The organism is Halorussus gelatinilyticus, from assembly GCF_023238445.1.
GTDB lineage: Archaea > Halobacteriota > Halobacteria > Halobacteriales > Haladaptataceae > Halorussus > Halorussus gelatinilyticus.
On the sequence record NZ_CP096658.1, the window covers coordinates 1,026,633 to 1,041,926 of the forward strand.

Genomic DNA, 15,294 nt, shown 5'->3' on the forward strand with positions numbered 1-15,294 from the left:
GCCGGCCTACCCCGACGCACGCTGTGTCCTCCGCAGGAGTCGCGGTTACGCCGGTTCTGCGAATCAGTGCTGGTGGGTGAACAACAACACGTTATCCTCGACGGTCGTCACGCAGAGGTCGAGGACTCTGCTCAGTTCGAGGCTGTCGTAGTCCCCCCGGCAGACGACCAGGTCGTCGAACGGCTCCTCGCAGGCCGGGCACGCGATACTGACCGTGTTACGGTACGTCTTCACCGTGTCCGCCGATTCGTACGGCGTCAACGACGAAATCAGTTCGTCGAACTCGCTCTCGTCCATTGCTACCGCCCCGGACGGAGGAAATCGTGATAGTTCTATTGCTCAGACAGTCGTGGAGACGCTGGACGGACGGCCGTCGCCTCGCGAGTGTCTCCGTTAGTCGAGTCGGACGGTGAAAATCGAAGAAGCGAGACCGGAGTCAGTCGCTCTGGATGCGCGGCGCGAGCATGAACGTGACGTTGCCCTGCCCCTCCGCGATGTCGAAGTGGAGTTTGACGGGGAACTCCTCGCCGAGTTCGATGGTGACCTCGGCGTCCTTCGGGATGGCCTTGTTCATGTCCTTGAGGTAGTCGAGGCTAAAGAGCGAGCGAGCGGGACCGGCCTGTAGGTCCACGAGGTCATCGCGGTCCAACTCGAGTCGCACGTCGTCGGTGTCGCCCTCCGCCTCCACGACGAAGGTCTCGTCGTCGGGGTCCACCGCGAGCGCGATGTGGTCCGACACCATGTCGGCAGCCGTGACCGAGCGGTCGATGTCCGCGCCCTCGACGACGATTTCCGCCGGGAGGTCGAGGTCCGGAATGTCGGGTTCCTGTCGGATGGAGTCGGGGTCGATGAGCGCGAGGGTGTACTCCAGCCCGTCGATCTGGATGTGGAGCTTGCGGGTCTCCTCGTCGAGTTCGAGGTGGACCGGCTGGTCGCCGCTGGCCATGCCGGCGATGTCTTCGAGTCGGTCGAGGTTCACGCCGATGATGCCGCCGTCCGCTTCGTAGGATTCGAAAGCCGCCGCGTCGAGTTCGAGGTCCACCATCCCGACGTTCGCGGGGTCTACCGCACGAATAGCGAGACCGTCCTCTTCGAGGTGGATTTTGCACTCGTCCACCAGCACGCCCACGGAGTCGATAGTGTCCTTGAGCGTGTCGGCGCTCACGATAGCCTTAAACATCTTGCTAAGCGGTACGAACCCCCAGCATAAAAAGTCACTCGTTCGGGCGCGTGCGCGTGGAAGCCCGAAGGATTCGAGAAGTGACGCGTTCTGCCAAGCGAAGCGCGTAAACCCCTCCGAGAACTACCGTGTGGCAACTGAATGAGCCACAAAGACCACTACTACAACAAGTCCAAGCAGGAGGGCTACCGGTCGCGCGCCGCCTACAAACTCAAGCAACTCGACCGCGAGGAGGACCTGCTCCACGAGGGCAAGACCGTCGTGGACCTCGGGGCCGCGCCCGGCGGGTGGCTGCAGGTCGCCAGCGAGGAGGTCGGCGAATCGGGCACCGTCATCGGCGTGGACCTCCAGCGAATCAAGGACGTGGACGGCGTCGAGACGGTCCGGGGCGACATGACCGACGAGTCCACGAAGGAGGAGGTCCGCGACCTCGCGGGCGACGCCGTGGACGTGGTCGTCTCCGACATGGCACCCAACATGACCGGCGAGTACAGCGTGGACCACGCCCGGTCGGTCCACCTCGCGCGGCAGGCGTTCGAGACGGCGCTCGACGTGTTGGACACCGGCGGCGACTTCGCGGTGAAGGTGTTCGAGGGGCAGGACCTCGACGACTTCCGCGAGGACCTCGACGAGGAGTTCCAGTACGTGCGGACGCTCCGCCCGGACGCCTCCCGAGACTCGTCCTCGGAGGTCTACCTCGTCGCCAAGGGGCGCATGACCGCGCCGGTCGCCGAGGGCGACGTCATCGAGGTCGAAATCGCGGACGAGGGGTCGGAGGGCGACGGCGTGGCCAAAGTCGAGAGCTACACGCTGTTCGTCCCCGGCACCAGCGAGGGCGAGACGGTCGAAGTCGAGGTCACCGAGGTCAAGCCGCGGTTCGGGTTCGCGGAGCGGACCGACGGGTAGCGGACGCGGCGCGGCAGTCAGAAATCGGGGTCGTACCCCTCGGCTCGCGCTTTTTCGATAATCGACTCGATGACGGCCGATTTCTCGCTTCGGTCGGTCGTCGGTTTCGTCTCATCGCGAAATCCAGCAGTAGGTCTGAATCCCCCCGAATACGAGGGCGAGAACGCCGTTTTCGACGACCAGGAGGAGTTGCGCCTGTCCCGGTTCCACCTGACGGACCACGAGCAACAAGAGCGCGAACACCGTCGCCAGCACGAGGTTGTACTTCGCCAGCGCCGACCAACAGGACTCGTCGAGTTCGATGAGACCGTCGCTGCCCATGCCGGACGAACGCGATGCAGGCTGAAAAGCCGGACGGGCAGTTCGCCCGAACGGGGAGACACTCGGACGGGAACGCCCGGACCGGCGTCAAATCCGTGCGCCGACGCCCGCCCACCTGACGACGCCGCGGAAGAAGATGACGACGCCGACCAGAAACGCGGTCAGCGCCGCGAGCATCGGCATCGCTTCGAGCGCCGGGCCGCCGAGAAACGGGCCGCGAACGAGCATCCAACCGCCGAGGAGGGCGACGACGAGACCGAACAGCGCCGTCGCGCCACCGAGTAGTTTTCGCATATCCGTCTGGGTCACTCTACCCCAGCGAAGAAACGTTTACGGCCAAAATGGCGAGAAAATTATCGTATCGTCGGGGTCGTCGGTCCCGGACTACGAGTTCGTCGAGTTCCGGGCTTCGTCGAGCCACGTCGGTTCCGCGACGGTCGTCTCGCCCACGTCCGAGACGTTCATCGTGAAGTCGGTCCGGACCCGCTGGCCCTGTCGAGTGACCGAGGCCTCGACCGACACCGAGTGGACGACGCCCTGCTGGTCCACCAGCATGGTCGCGTTGTAGTCGGTGACGTTCGCCTGCGAACTCTGGGTCGCGTTGCTCCCGTCGGCTTCGAGGACGACGAGCGTCGTTCCATCGACGGTGCGGACGCCGGTCGGCGTGAAGTTACCCGACCCGGCGAACCGGTCGAGATAGCTCCGGCCGGTGTACGACGCCGGGATTATCTGGTTCGAATCGGGGGAGCGGTCGGCGATCTGATACCGCGCTTCGCCGTCGCCGACGTTCAATCGCGTGTATCGCTTCTCCTCGGTTACGAAGACCGACACGTTCTGTCCCATGGCGGAGCCGTTCACGCGAATCTGCTCGCGGTCCGCGCCGACCGCGGCGTCGAGCGCGACCGACTGGTTACCCATCGAGGAGTTGACCGTGGAGGCGACTTCGAGCGTGAGGCTCTGGTTCTGTAGCTGGTTCTGGTGGGCGTCGGCGAGGGCCGTCAGGTTGGTCCCGTTCTCCGAGACGCCCGCGGGGTACGTTACGTCGTCTACGCTCTGTGCGCCGTCGCCGCCTGGGAGCGCGCCGGAACAACCGGCGAGGGCCACGAGGCAACAGACGACGAGCAACTGGAGGGCTTTGCGTCGCATGTGACTCGTCGGTTGCAGGGCGGCAGGAAAGAACTGTCGGTGTCCGGCGGAAACCCCGCCCCGTCGGTCGGTTTTTCGACAGGAGTGGCGGCGTCAGTCGGCGGTCCGGGGCGCGGGCGCGGCAGACCCGCGAGAGCGGAAGTAGCCGACGACGGCGTAGACGAACGGCGTGTCCGCGACCGCGATGAGCAGTTTGAGGACGTACTGGCCGACGACCAGACCGAGCAGCGCGTTCGTCGTCATCGGGTCGCCGCCCCGGAGTGCGGGCATCGCGGCGAACCCGACGAACACGAAGATGAGCGTGTCGATGAGCTGACTGCTCGCGGTGGAACCGACGTTCCGAATCCAGAGCGAGTCGCCGTCCGTCGCCTCCCGAATGGCGTGGAAGACGCGCACGTCCCAGTGCTGGCTCACGACGTACGCCAGCAGGCTGGCGACGACGATGTTCAGGCTCGCGCCGAGGACGCGCTCGAACGTGGCAGGGTCCACCGTGCTGAACGGCGCGGCGGGCGCGGCGATGGTCGAGTACACCAGCGCCAGCAGGACGAAGTTCATGGCGAAGCCGACGTTGACCATCTTGTGCGCCTCCTCGGGACCGTAGAGTTCGGAGTAGCAGTCCGACGCGAAGAACGTCACCGCGTAGGCCAGCGCCGCGCCGGGCATGACGAGCAGGGCACCCGTGAACGGGAGTTCGAAGGGGATGGAGAAGCCGAGTAGTTTCGACGCGGTGAGTTGGGCCGTCACCAGCGCGGTGACGAACAGCGCGACGAGCGCGATGCGACCGGTCGGAAGGGGCGTGGTGTCGCGGTAGTGGTCGGTCATCTTCGAGTCCTCTCTCAGTCGTCTTCCAGTCGGCCGTGGCGCTCGTCTATCTCGTCCAGTACGTCCAGCATCTTCCGGACCGACGCGCGGATGGCCTCGCTCCGGTTGACGAACTTGCCGTCCTCGCCGACGTGGCCGTCGAGGTCTTCGAGCAGTTCGTCCGGTACTTCGACGCTTATCTTGCTCATACTGGGATATTATCCTTCGACGGTTTAAACTGTTCGAGATTCCGAGACGCGCGCTCTTCGAGTCCTGAAGACACCCGGAGGTGACCGAATCGAGGGAACTAGCTGCAGAAACGACGACGAAATCTGAATCCGAATCCTACCGCCGTCCGCCCAGCGTCACGACGAACAGGCCGCCCAGTCCGATGAGGTAGGCGATAGAGAGCGGGATGGCGACGAGGAACATCGTGTAGATGCTGTCGGGCGTCGCCAGTCCCGCGACCGCGAAGATGGCGATGACGACCTCGCGCCAGCGGTCCTTCATCGCGTCGAACGAGACGATGCCGCCGCGCTCGAACAGCCACATCGTCAGCGGCACGTCCGCCAGCAGGCCGATGCCCGCGGTGGTGAAGAACACGAGCCAGAAGAAGTTGCTGACCCGGTAGGAGATTATCATGTCGGCCCGAAGCGCGTCGGCGACCAGCCACGAGATGACGCTCGGCGCGACGACGGTGTAGCCGAGCGCACTCCCGGCGACGAGTCCGACCGCGATGGTCACCGACCAGAGTCCGAAGACGCGCCGGTCGCCGGCGGCGAGTCCCCGCTCTTTCATCGCGGGCCACGCGTAGTAGAGGACCAGCGGAACGACGGCCACAGCGCCCAGCAGCGTCGAAATCTTGACCTCGAAGACGAGCGCCTCGACGGGGTGGAGCGTCACGATGTTCAGCACCGTCTCGCCCGACCCCATCTCCGGACGGACCTCGGCGGGGAGTCGCCTGAGGAAGTCCTTGCGGATGGTGCCGATGCCGCCCCGGTAGAGGAACGTGAACACGCCGGCGAGGACTATCATGAACAGGCCGACGATGCGGAACATCTTGGACGTGAGGCTCTCGAAGATGAACCGCAGGTCGTAGAACCACCCGCCGATGTCGTCTTCGGTGGTCTCGTCCTCGGTGAAGGCGTCGGCCATGCCCGCGGCCGTACTCTCGAAGACGTTGCCCGACGACTGGGGCTGGTCCTGCTCGCGGGGGAAACTGGCTTCGGTGGTCTCTCCCGTCTCCGCGTCCGCGGCGTCCGCACCCGCGGCGGCATCTGCACCCGCGGCAGCCGCTTCGTCGACTCCGGTCTCGTCGGCGTCCGCCTCGTCGCCCTCCGCCTCGTCCTCGGGGTGCAACTCGTCGTAGCGGTCGAGGATGGCTTGGGCCTTCTCGGCGTCGTTGGCGTCCATCGCCTCGCGAGCGTGGCCGACCGCGTCCTCCTCGTTCATGTCGGCGAAGACCTCCGGCGGGGCCGCGCGGACCGCGCTCGCGTCGAGGTTTTCGAGGTCGATGTCGCCGGGCGCGCCGGCGGCGGGCGCGGCGACGTTCGCGGCGACCTCGTTGAGTTCCTGCGTCAGGTAGTAGAAGAACGTGACGACGAGCGCGACCAGCGCGACGGCCCCCGAGGCGACGAGGACCGACTCCTCGCGGGGAAGCCCGACGACCGACTGGACGGCCGGGAGCGCGTACTTCGTGGGGAGTTCGGCGTTGATGGCCTCGACTCCCGCACGGGTGAAGAAGAACCGAGCTAGCAGGAACGCCAGCGCGGGGACGCCGAGCATCTGAATCGCGTTGTCTCTGGCGACGCCGAAGAAGCTCAGGCGCTCGCTCCCCCGCTTGAGCGTCACGACGATTTTGGTGAGATAGAGACTGAAGGCGTACAGCAGGATGAGCGGCGTCGCCCACATGATCTGCGTGAACGGGTCGGGTGGCGAGGCGACCGCGCCGAACACGAAGATGCCGAGGATGGCGTAGCGCCACTTGTCGCGGAACGTCTCGTACGGGACGATGCCGGTGTAGGCCAGCCCGCTCATCGCCAGCGGGAGTTCCGCGGCGAGACCGAACGACAGCGAGAGGAACGCGATGAACTCCGTCCACTTGACGATGGAGTAGCGCGTCTCGAAGCCCGCGGTGACGGCGTTGTTGGCGAGGAACTTGAACATCAGCGGGAAGAAGACGCCGTATCCGTACAGCATCCCGGCGGTGAACAGCACCAACGCGAGGAGAACGAGCATCGCGATTTTCCAGCGGGCGATGGGCGCACCGGGATACCACGACCGCTGGCGGAGCGAATCGCGCGAGTAGTACAGCAGGACGGGAAGCGCGATGACGCCGCCTGCGATGGCCCCTATCTTCGCCTGCAACAGGATTACGTCGAACGGCGTCACCGCGATGACGGTGACCTCCTCGGCGAGCGACGGCGGCATCTGGGCCTTGGTAACGGCCTTGAGGAACGGCCAGCCGGCGGAACGAAGCGCGTAGAAAGACGCGACGAAACCGACGAGGAAGACGATGAAGACCTTCTGAAGATGTTCCTGCGCCGTCGAGAGCATCGCTCCGATGGTCTCTCGGCCGCTGTTGACGGCGCGGGCGGTGTCCTCGTCGACGACGCTACTTCCAGTCCCGGACATTCTTTGGAAAGGGTAGCCGTGTCGTAGTTATCAATCTTCTCGTACAGACGGTCACAGAAGACCTATAAGAACGGCAGGACGTAGAGCCACTGAATGGCTGACGAATCGGAGGCGACGGCCAGCAATCTATCGCCCGCGGAGGATACGGGTGCTCCACCGCGGGAGACGGAGGCGCTGAACGACCCGGCCGCGAGGCCGGAGGAGCCGCTGGAAGACGAGGAGATGCCGCTGGCCGATCACATCGAGGAGATGGTGAAACGGTTGGCGGTCGTCGTCGCCATCGCAGGGATGATCACTGCGGTCGCGCTCCCGTTCTCCGAGCAAGTCATCAACCACCTGTGGTACAACATCATCCCGTTCGACCAGCTCGGTCCGCAGGCGCGACCCCGCCTCTACCACCCGCTCGCGCTGGTCCTGACGAAACTGAAAGTCGCCAGCCTCGCGGGCGTCATCGTCGCGCTCCCCGTGTTCGTCTACGAGACGTACCTTTTCATGCGGCCCGGTCTCTACCCCCACGAACGACGCTACTACCTCGCAGCAGTGCCGACGAGCCTCGTGTTGGCCGTCGTCGGCGTCAGTTTCGCGTTCTTCCTCGTCTTGCCCGCGGTGTTCACGTACTTCATCTCCTACACCGAGGGCGCGGCGCAGTTGGCGTTCGGCCTGACGAAGACGTTCAACCTCATCCTGATGCTGATGGGGTATCTGGCGGTCGTGTTCCAGATTCCGCTGTTCATCATGCTCGCCATCATGATGGGCCTGACGACCCGCCGGTGGCTCGCGGACCGCCGCCTGTTGTTCTGGGGCGCGTTCCTCGGCATCTCGTTCCTGTTCACCCCCGACCCGACCGGGATGGCTCCCATCCTCGTCACGCTGACGATGATCACGCTGTTCGAAGGGACGCTGTTCCTCCTCAAGTGGACCGGGAACTGACGGTCTCACGTCGTTTTCGCGCCGCCAACGACTCGTTTCCGCTCGCGTAATCGGCTTATAACTAAGGAGTAGTAGTCCCAACAAATTCGTAGCGTTCGCGCCTGCCACATAGCTCGCGTGCCAGCAGCTACACACCGCAGTTCGCGTGCCAGCAAACTGCCACCCTGGGTGCGAACGCCCATGCCACTTTCTCGAACCGGACTGGCGAGTGACGACCAGCGCGTAGTCGTCGCCGACCGGGACCGCCGCTACTCCGCGGTCGGATACTCCGAGGCGAACACGTCTTCGACCAGCGGTTCGTCCGCGTCGCTGTCACCCGTCGCCTCGTTCCCGGCCACCGCGTCCGGAACCTCCTCGCTCTCATCGCCTTCGCTCTCGTCGCTTTCGGGACTCACGCTCCCGGTCTGATAACCGTGGAGGTCCAGCGTCACGTGGTCGAATCCGAGGTCGGTCAGGCGGTCGCGTGCGGCCGCCACGAAGTCTTCGTTCAGCGCCGCGTCGAGTTCGTCGCGGCCGACCTCGATGCGGGCGAGTCCGTCGTGGTCCCGGACGCGGAACTGCGAGAACCCCCACTGGCGGACCAGTTCCTCGGCCTGTTCGACGCGCGAGAGCTTCTGCTCGGTGACTTCGAGACCGGTCGGAATCCGCGAGGAGAGACACGCCATCGAGGGTTTGTCGGCGACCGAGAGGTCGTAGGCGTCGGCCAGTTCCCGGACCTCGTCTTTGTCGATGTCGTGAGCCAACAGCGGGGAGTAGGCGTCGAGTTCGTCCACGGCCTGCAGACCGGGCCGATGGCCGCCGTCGGCGTCGCTGGCGTTCGTCCCGTCGCAGACCACCGGAATCCCCAACTCGTCGGCGGCTTCGAACATCTTGCCGAGACGCATCGTCCGGCAGTGATAGCACCGGTCGCCGTCGTTCGCCACGAAGTCGGGGTCGTCCAACTCCGAGAAGGTCACGATTTCGTGTCGGACGCCGATCTCGTCGGCGACGCGCTTCGCGTCGTCGAGTTCCGCCTCCGGCAGGGTCTCGCTCTTGGCGGTGCAAGCCACCGCGTCGTCGCCGAGCGCGTCGCGGGCCAGCGCCGCGACGACCGACGAGTCCACTCCGCCGGAGAACGCGACGAGTACGCCCTCCCGGTCCGCGAGGTCCTCGCGGACCGCCTCCGCTTTCTCCTCGATAGAAGCCATGTTCCGGCAGTTGGTGCCTGTGAGCAAAAAGGGCGTTGGACGCCGCCGGACCTTCCGGAACCGTCCGATGGAACGCGGGAACTCGCAGACAGGTTGGATTTTCATTACATTCGCTTCGATAACTATTTTTATTCCTGAACCTGCGTGATTATTTCACGCATGTCACCCGATAACGACAGCACGAGCAAGCGTCGAATGCTAAAGAGCATCGGTGCGACCGGTCTCGCGCTGGGCGCGAGCGGCGTCGTGGCCGCGAGCGGGGCCGACGCCGACCCGACCGAAGTTCCGGCGGACCGGTCCGAGGCCCCGACCCAGAGCGACGGAGTCTCTCCCGAGGGCGGTTGGGAGTACAAGTGCGAGGACTTCGCCTGCTGCTCGGGAAGCGACTGTCAGGAGTACCGACGCTACTGCGCCGACGGCAGTTGTAGCGGATGGGAGAAGTCCGGTTGCTGTGCGGGAGACTGCGGTTCGTTCTCCTGTGCGTAAGCCGGGAGCGCGTCCCGGCGTTTCTCGGCGGCGTTGCGGTCGCGCTCGACCGACGAGCGCCGTGCGCGTCCGGGAGACCCTACCCCATCTGCCGAGATTCGTCCGGGGTCGTTCCGCGAACGTTTTTTATCCTCGACGCGAGAAGTCGCGCTCGATGGAGTTGGAGGCGATACCGGGCGTCGGGTCGAAGACGGCGGCGGCGCTCTCGGAGTTGGACGACCCCGAGCGCGCGCTGGAGACCGGCGACGTGGCCGAACTCGCCAGCGCCCCCGGCATCACCGAGGGCCGAGCGGCGGCCATCGCGCGCGGTGCCGTCCGTCGGCGTCACGACGACCCCGGCGGCTTTCTGGCGACCGACCGCGCGAAGGAGATATACCGCGACGCGCTCGGCCTGCTCAAAGCCCGGACGGTCACGAGCTACGGCGAGAAGCGCCTCGAAACGCTCTACCCCAGCGGCGTCGCCTCGCGCGTCGAGGAGGCCCGCGAGTTCACAGAGTCGGCGCTCGAACGGACGCCCGACCCCGAGGTACTGGACGCGCTCGCCGACGTGGAACCGCTCTCGCCGCCCCGCGACGTGTCGGTTCGGGACCGCTGTCTGGCGACGACCGACGCCGAGCGCTACAGCGAGGCGAAGGAGGCGATGCCGGAGTTGAGCGTCGAAGTGGTCGAGGACGCTCGGGACCTCGCGGACCTCGCGCGGGGCTACTCGACCGTGGTCGCGCTGGACGAGGAGTTCGCGGGCGTGGCCGTCGAGGGCGACGTGCGCGTCGAACCCGACGCGCTCGACCGGCCCGCCGAGGTCGTGCCCGAGCGCGTGCTGGCGTTCTACGCCGCGAACCGCGAGTGCTTGCAGGCGGCCGCGCGAGTCCACCGCGCCGCGGACATCGACCCGCCGCTGGACTTGGACGCCTTGGAGGAGACGCTGGCGCGCGTCGATTCGGAGGGCACCGTCGTCGGCGACGAGGAACTGGACCGCCTCTCGCGCGCCGTGGACGACCTCGACGCCGCGGTCTCGACCGCCGAGAGCGTCGCCAACGACGCGCTTCGCGAGGCCATCGAGGAGCAGGACGTGACGGTCGAAGGCTCGGATCTGCTCTCGCTGGTCGAACAGGGCGCGGGCGTCGATTCGCTGCTCTCGCGGGAACTGAGCGACGAGTACGCCGCCGCGGTCGAGCAGGCCCGCGAGGAACTCATCGACTCGCTGGACTTGGACACGGGCGAGGCAGAGGTCGCACGCCGAGCGTTCCCCGAGGAGCCGACCTTCCCGGTCGAGCGCGACGAGGAGGTCGTCTCGCGCCTGCGCGACGACTTGCAGGCCGCGAAGGACCGTCGGGCCGCCAGCCGGAAGCGCGAACTCGCCGCCGACCTCGCGGACCGCCGCGAAGACGCCGAGAAGTTGGTCCGGACCGCGCTCGAACTCGACGTGGAGTTGGCCGTGGAGCGCTTCGCCGAGGACTTCGACTGCGTGATGCCCGAGTTCGTCGGAGACGACGCGGCGGAGTCGAGCGACTCGGGCTTCGAAATCGTCGGCGGCCGGTCGCCTCTGCTGGACGTGGAGTTCGCGGCGGTCGAACCGGTGGACTACGACGTGTCGGGCGTCGCGCTCCTCTCGGGGGTCAACAGCGGCGGGAAGACCTCGACGCTGGACCTGGTCGCGCTCGTCGCGATCTTGGCTCACATGGGCCTGCCGGTGCCCGCGGAGTCGGTCCGCATCGAGCGCTTCGGCGAACTCCACTACCACGCCAAGACGCAGGGGACGCTGGACGCCGGGGCCTTCGAGTCCACCCTCCGAGAGTTCGCGGGGCTGGCGACCGGCGGTCGGTCGTCCGGCGGCGGGTCGGCGAGTCGCGCGGACGGGTCGGGCGGCGCGGACCGCCTCGTCCTCGTGGACGAACTGGAGAGCATCACCGAACCCGGCGCGAGCGCCAAGATTATCGCCGGAATCCTCGAAGAACTGCGCGGCCGCGACGTGACCGGCGTGTTCGTCTCGCACCTCGCCGCCGAGATTCGGGAGATGGCCGACTACGACGTGCCGGTGGACGGCATCGAGGCGAAGGGGTTGGAGAACGGCGAGTTGGTCGTGAACCGCTCGCCGGTGAAGAATCACCTCGCTCGTTCGACACCGGAACTCATCGTGGAAAAGCTGGCCGGGGACTCGGACGGGGAGTTCTACGACAGACTCCTAGAGAAGTTTTAGAGACGGATACGCCGTAGCAGTCGATATTTCGTTGCCGATTTTCCTGGAAACGAGATGCGTCGCTTCACTGGAAACGAGGTGTGCGCCGCTCCACCGGAAACGGAGGGCCGAAAGGAGACGAGACGCCGACCGTCGAGCCGACGACTTCCTCGCGGCCGGAGAGGTCCGCCGTCTGATACACCGTCGGCCGAAGTCGTCGGGGGTGCACCGAGAGGCCGCGAATCGGCGCGTTGGACCCCTCTTCCGTTTAATATTTTCGGCTGCCGAAAGGTTAAGTAGCTGGGACAGCGAGGTGAAAGTGATGGCAGACGACCCCGAGGAGGGGATGCTCTCGTGGGACGAGTCCGTGTTCCGGGACGAACACGTCTTCGAGATAGATTACGTCCCCGAGACGTTCGCCCACCGCGAAAGCGAGATGCGGAGCCTGAAGTACGCGCTCCGCCCCGCCGCCCGCGGTTCGCGCCCCCTCAACGTCATCGCCCGCGGCCCGCCCGGAACCGGCAAGACCACGGCGGTCCAGAAGGTGTTCGGCGAACTCGGGGCCCAGACCGACGTGCGGACCGTCCGCGTGAACTGTCAGGTCGATTCGACGCGCTACTCGGTGTTCTCGCGGGTCTTCGAGGGCATCTTCGAGTACGAACCGCCCTCGTCGGGCATCTCGTTCAAGAAGCTGTTCCGCCAGATTACCGAGAAACTGGTCGAAGAGGACGAGGTGCTTGTGGTCGCGCTCGACGACGTGAACTACCTCTTCTACGAGGGCGAGGCCTCCGACACGCTCTACTCCTTGCTCCGGGCGCACGAGGCCCACTCCGGCGCGAAAATCGGCGTCATCGTCGTCTCCTCGGACCTTAACTTGGACGTCATCGAGGACCTGGACGGCCGCGTCCAGAGCGTCTTCCGACCCGAAGAGGTCTACTTCCCGGTGTACGACAACGAGGAGATCGCGGACATCCTCCGCGAGCGCGTCGAGCGCGGCTTCCACGAGGGCGTCGTCTCGACCGAGGTGCTGGACGAGGTGGCCGAACTCACCGCCGAGAGCGGCGATTTGCGGGTCGGCATCGACTTGCTCCGGCGCGCGGGGCTGAACGCCGAGATGCGCGCGAGTCGAACCGTCAGCATCGAGGACGTGGAAGAGGCCTACGAGAAGTCCAAGTACGTCCACCTGAGCCACAGCCTACAGGCGCTCTCGGACAGCGAAATCGAACTCCTCGAAGTCATCGCCCGGCACGACGGCGAGCGCGCCGGCGACGTGTACGACGCCTTCCACGAGCAGACCGGGCTGGGTTACACGCGCTACTCCGAGATTATCAACAAGCTCGACCAACTCGACATCATCGACGCGACCTACACCAACGTCGAGGGCCGCGGACGTTCGCGCCAGCTCTCCCTGCGCTACGAGCCCGAGGCCGTGCTGAATCGGCTGGAAGGGAACTGAAGCGACTCGGCGTGACTGAATTCGGCGTTACGGGATTCTACGAGGAACCAGCACCGCCGACGAGTTCGCTCGGTCGAAAGAAAAACGAGTGTATCGGTAGCGAGCGACTTACCGCTCGGAGGTCTCTATCTGCACCGCGTCCGGTACGTCGACCTCGATGAGGTCGCCGGAGAAAGCGAACCGGTCGTCGCCCTCGCCGACGGTCCCCTCGACGCGGACTCGGCCGTCGGTCTCGGAGATGAGATCGACCGCCGCGCCGCCGTCCTCGTTCGGTTCGAGGTTCTCGAGGTCGCCCGTCACCTCGAAGACGTAGTTCATCTGCTCGTCGGTGTTCGGACTGGAGACGACGGCCACCTTCGACAGTTGGCCGTCCTGCGCTTGGTCGTCGTCCTGCTGGTCGTCGTCCTGTTGGTCGTCCTGCTGGTCCCCGGTCTGCTGGTCCATCCCGGCCTGCTTGCGCACCGTCTGCATCAGTTCGGCGACCGTGCCGCTGGTCTGGAAGTTCGAGGCGATCTCCTCGCCGTTCTCCGTGACCTGACCGAACGACAGTTCGTACATCGCGCTCCGAATCGCGTCGAGCGTGTTGGCGACGGTGACGCCGGCGTCGGCCGCGGCCGACTTGATGGCCGAGAGGGTGAGGTTCCCATCGGCACCCAACTGGCGCACCTGCGAGAGGAACTGGACGTGCGGCGCGGGAATCGTCTCGGGCGGCATGATGTTCAGCGTCAGGTCGCTGAACTCGAACGTCCGGCTAGAGACCTTCGCAGTGCCGCTGGGCGAGGAGATGGCGAACGTCGTGCCGTCGAGTTGCATCGTCACGTCATTGGCCGTGAGCGTGGCGTTGCGACGCTTGATACTGAGTTCGCTCCACTTCGAGGCGCCGAGCGACGCGAGCGCCGACAGCGATGCGCCGCCCGTCAAGAGGTCGCGGGTCCCCGAGGGGACGACGTTCCCGACCGTGCCGGTCGCGACGACCTTGTTCGCGAGGAGCGTACCGTCGGTCCGGACCGGGCCGAGCGTGACCTGAATACCGCTCTCCGGATCGACGTCGGCCTCCGCGAGCGCGGAGAGCAACGGCGACAGCGACTGCCCCTCGTAGGCCTCGACCATCGCCGCCCTGACCGTCGCGTAGGTCTCGGCCGACACGTCGCTCACGTCGACGCGTGCGCGGGCTATCGACAGCGACTTGCTCCCGGTCTCCATCGACCAGTCGTTCAACTGCAACCGCATCGTGCCGTTCTGATAGCGGAACGTAGCGCGGCCGACCGACGCGGTCGCCTCGCCGAGGTCCACGGACACGTCTTCGATCTGCAACGGTTCCGTCTCCTGTGCCGATGCGTCGGCCGCCGCGCTCGATACGCCTCCGATCGAGAACGTTGCGGTTGCGAGCATCGCGCCGAACTGACGCCGTTTCATGCTTCTCACGCCGCAGTTCTAATCCGGACACTGGAATAAATCGGAGATACCGTTCGGACCGTTCACGCAAATAAGCCGGGTTTTCCCGCTCGGCAATCGAAAACACCCCGCGACGGGACGGTTCGAAACCGTCCGCGTCCGACCGGTTGTATTCGGTCGATAACAGCTTGTTACAGTAAGCGGTCTGTCGTTAGGGTAGCCGTTAGATAGCGCGAAGCGACGCAATTCGGCCGTTCGTTCGGGTTTTCGGACACGTCAATCGTCGGTCGCGGACCCGGCGGCGGTGGGGTCGTCGCGACGCTCGCCGGTCTGGAGGACGAAGGTCCGCTCCGGCGGCGGTGCGGCCCGCAACTCGACGGTCTTGGCGAGATAGTAGTACTTCCGGTTGCCCCGCTCGTAGTGCGCGACGAGTCCGGCGTCCTCCATCTTCGAGAGGTGGTGGACCGCGGTCTTGCCGTCCATCCCGACCGTCTCCGCGAGTTGCGAGACGTACTGCGGTTCCCGCGAGAGTTCCCGGATTATTTCGATTCGGGCCTTGCTCCCGAGCAGGTCGATGAGCGACACGACACTCAATTCGGCGTCGGTCGGGAAAAGTGACCGGGCGAGTGAAGGGCGCTGGCGGCCGGACGGCATTAGGCGCGCCGGAGCGAAGACG

The 15,294-nt window shown here is 65.8% G+C and carries 16 protein-coding genes; 5 read left to right on the forward strand and 11 right to left on the reverse strand.

Annotated features, from left to right (window positions below):
- Positions 1-63 precede the first annotated feature (63 nt).
- Together M0R88_RS05360 and M0R88_RS05365 are read right to left on the reverse strand one after the other, a co-directional pair.
- Positions 64-297 (reverse strand): DUF7385 family protein, encoded by a 234-nt coding sequence (locus M0R88_RS05360; protein WP_248655931.1) that lies wholly within the window; start codon positions 295-297, stop codon positions 64-66.
- Positions 298-436: 139 nt separating this feature from the next.
- Positions 437-1,180 (reverse strand): DNA polymerase sliding clamp, encoded by a 744-nt coding sequence (locus M0R88_RS05365; RefSeq protein ID WP_248655932.1) that lies wholly within the window; start codon positions 1,178-1,180, stop codon positions 437-439.
- A 141-nt stretch (positions 1,181-1,321) separates the two neighbouring features.
- Here M0R88_RS05365 and M0R88_RS05370 point away from each other — a divergent pair, with 141 nt between their 5' ends.
- Positions 1,322-2,086 carry an SAM-dependent methyltransferase gene (locus M0R88_RS05370; protein ID WP_248655933.1) on the forward strand — a complete coding sequence of 255 codons (765 nt, stop codon included), beginning with the start codon at positions 1,322-1,324 and terminating at the stop codon, positions 2,084-2,086.
- Positions 2,087-2,197: 111 nt separating this feature from the next.
- Here M0R88_RS05370 and M0R88_RS05375 read toward each other — a convergent pair whose 3' ends face one another.
- From M0R88_RS05375 to M0R88_RS05400, 6 genes are all read right to left on the reverse strand, one after another.
- Positions 2,198-2,407 carry a hypothetical protein gene (locus tag M0R88_RS05375; protein WP_248655934.1) on the reverse strand — a complete coding sequence of 70 codons (210 nt, stop codon included), beginning with the start codon at positions 2,405-2,407 and terminating at the stop codon, positions 2,198-2,200.
- Between the two features lie 87 nt (positions 2,408-2,494).
- Positions 2,495-2,701 (reverse strand): DUF8132 family protein, encoded by a 207-nt coding sequence (locus tag M0R88_RS05380; RefSeq protein ID WP_248655935.1) that lies wholly within the window; start codon positions 2,699-2,701, stop codon positions 2,495-2,497.
- A gap of 90 nt (positions 2,702-2,791) precedes the next feature.
- On the reverse strand, positions 2,792-3,553 hold the full coding sequence (locus tag M0R88_RS05385; protein ID WP_248655936.1) for a DUF7537 family lipoprotein: 762 nt from the start codon (positions 3,551-3,553) through the stop codon (positions 2,792-2,794).
- A gap of 93 nt (positions 3,554-3,646) precedes the next feature.
- Positions 3,647-4,375, reverse strand: coding sequence for a queuosine precursor transporter (locus M0R88_RS05390; protein ID WP_248655937.1), 729 nt, complete (start codon positions 4,373-4,375; stop codon positions 3,647-3,649).
- A 14-nt stretch (positions 4,376-4,389) separates the two neighbouring features.
- The gene (locus M0R88_RS05395) at positions 4,390-4,563 is read right to left on the reverse strand and encodes a ribbon-helix-helix domain-containing protein (RefSeq protein ID WP_248655938.1); all 174 of its coding nucleotides are present in this window, start codon (positions 4,561-4,563) and stop codon (positions 4,390-4,392) included.
- Positions 4,564-4,699: 136 nt separating this feature from the next.
- Entirely contained in the window at positions 4,700-6,988 is a 2,289-nt protein-coding gene (locus tag M0R88_RS05400; RefSeq protein WP_248655939.1) for a twin-arginine translocase subunit TatC, read from the reverse strand.
- Between the two features lie 93 nt (positions 6,989-7,081).
- Here M0R88_RS05400 and tatC point away from each other — a divergent pair, with 93 nt between their 5' ends.
- On the forward strand, positions 7,082-7,918 hold the full coding sequence (gene tatC, locus M0R88_RS05405) for a twin-arginine translocase subunit TatC (protein WP_303649924.1): 837 nt from the start codon (positions 7,082-7,084) through the stop codon (positions 7,916-7,918).
- 248 nt (positions 7,919-8,166) lie between these two features.
- Here tatC and larE read toward each other — a convergent pair whose 3' ends face one another.
- The gene (larE, locus tag M0R88_RS05410; protein ID WP_248655940.1) at positions 8,167-9,105 is read right to left on the reverse strand and encodes an ATP-dependent sacrificial sulfur transferase LarE; all 939 of its coding nucleotides are present in this window, start codon (positions 9,103-9,105) and stop codon (positions 8,167-8,169) included.
- 159 nt (positions 9,106-9,264) lie between these two features.
- Between larE and M0R88_RS05415 the strand changes: the two genes are divergently transcribed.
- From M0R88_RS05415 to M0R88_RS05425, 3 genes are all read left to right on the forward strand, one after another.
- Positions 9,265-9,591, forward strand: coding sequence for a hypothetical protein (locus tag M0R88_RS05415; protein ID WP_248655941.1), 327 nt, complete (start codon positions 9,265-9,267; stop codon positions 9,589-9,591).
- A 154-nt stretch (positions 9,592-9,745) separates the two neighbouring features.
- Positions 9,746-11,788: a P-loop NTPase family protein gene (locus M0R88_RS05420; protein WP_248655942.1), complete on the forward strand. Its 2,043-nt coding sequence runs from the start codon at positions 9,746-9,748 to the stop codon at positions 11,786-11,788.
- Between the two features lie 301 nt (positions 11,789-12,089).
- On the forward strand, positions 12,090-13,223 hold the full coding sequence (locus M0R88_RS05425; RefSeq protein WP_248655943.1) for an ORC1-type DNA replication protein: 1,134 nt from the start codon (positions 12,090-12,092) through the stop codon (positions 13,221-13,223).
- Between the two features lie 108 nt (positions 13,224-13,331).
- On the opposite strand, the gene M0R88_RS05430 is transcribed toward M0R88_RS05425, so the two are convergent.
- Complete coding sequence (locus M0R88_RS05430) at positions 13,332-14,648, reverse strand: hypothetical protein (RefSeq protein ID WP_248655944.1); 1,317 nt, start codon at positions 14,646-14,648, stop codon at positions 13,332-13,334.
- A gap of 246 nt (positions 14,649-14,894) precedes the next feature.
- On the reverse strand, positions 14,895-15,203 hold the full coding sequence (locus M0R88_RS05435) for an ArsR/SmtB family transcription factor (RefSeq protein WP_248655945.1): 309 nt from the start codon (positions 15,201-15,203) through the stop codon (positions 14,895-14,897).
- Positions 15,204-15,294 lie beyond the last annotated feature (91 nt).

Excerpts from the sequence above, each read along its gene's own strand:
- M0R88_RS05360 (WP_248655931.1), bottom strand. The coding sequence starts at position 297 with ATGGACGAGAGCGAGTTCGACGAACTGATTTCGTCGTTGACGCCGTAC.
- M0R88_RS05365 (WP_248655932.1), bottom strand. The coding sequence starts at position 1,180 with ATGTTTAAGGCTATCGTGAGCGCCGACACGCTCAAGGACACTATCGAC.
- M0R88_RS05370 (WP_248655933.1), top strand. The coding sequence starts at position 1,322 with ATGAGCCACAAAGACCACTACTACAACAAGTCCAAGCAGGAGGGCTAC.
- M0R88_RS05375 (WP_248655934.1), bottom strand. The coding sequence starts at position 2,407 with ATGGGCAGCGACGGTCTCATCGAACTCGACGAGTCCTGTTGGTCGGCG.
- M0R88_RS05380 (WP_248655935.1), bottom strand. The coding sequence starts at position 2,701 with ATGCGAAAACTACTCGGTGGCGCGACGGCGCTGTTCGGTCTCGTCGTC.
- M0R88_RS05385 (WP_248655936.1), bottom strand. The coding sequence starts at position 3,553 with ATGCGACGCAAAGCCCTCCAGTTGCTCGTCGTCTGTTGCCTCGTGGCC.
- M0R88_RS05390 (WP_248655937.1), bottom strand. The coding sequence starts at position 4,375 with ATGACCGACCACTACCGCGACACCACGCCCCTTCCGACCGGTCGCATC.
- M0R88_RS05395 (WP_248655938.1), bottom strand. The coding sequence starts at position 4,563 with ATGAGCAAGATAAGCGTCGAAGTACCGGACGAACTGCTCGAAGACCTC.
- M0R88_RS05400 (WP_248655939.1), bottom strand. The coding sequence starts at position 6,988 with ATGTCCGGGACTGGAAGTAGCGTCGTCGACGAGGACACCGCCCGCGCC.
- tatC (WP_303649924.1), top strand. The coding sequence starts at position 7,082 with ATGGCTGACGAATCGGAGGCGACGGCCAGCAATCTATCGCCCGCGGAG.
- larE (WP_248655940.1), bottom strand. The coding sequence starts at position 9,105 with ATGGCTTCTATCGAGGAGAAAGCGGAGGCGGTCCGCGAGGACCTCGCG.
- M0R88_RS05415 (WP_248655941.1), top strand. The coding sequence starts at position 9,265 with ATGTCACCCGATAACGACAGCACGAGCAAGCGTCGAATGCTAAAGAGC.
- M0R88_RS05420 (WP_248655942.1), top strand. The coding sequence starts at position 9,746 with ATGGAGTTGGAGGCGATACCGGGCGTCGGGTCGAAGACGGCGGCGGCG.
- M0R88_RS05425 (WP_248655943.1), top strand. The coding sequence starts at position 12,090 with ATGGCAGACGACCCCGAGGAGGGGATGCTCTCGTGGGACGAGTCCGTG.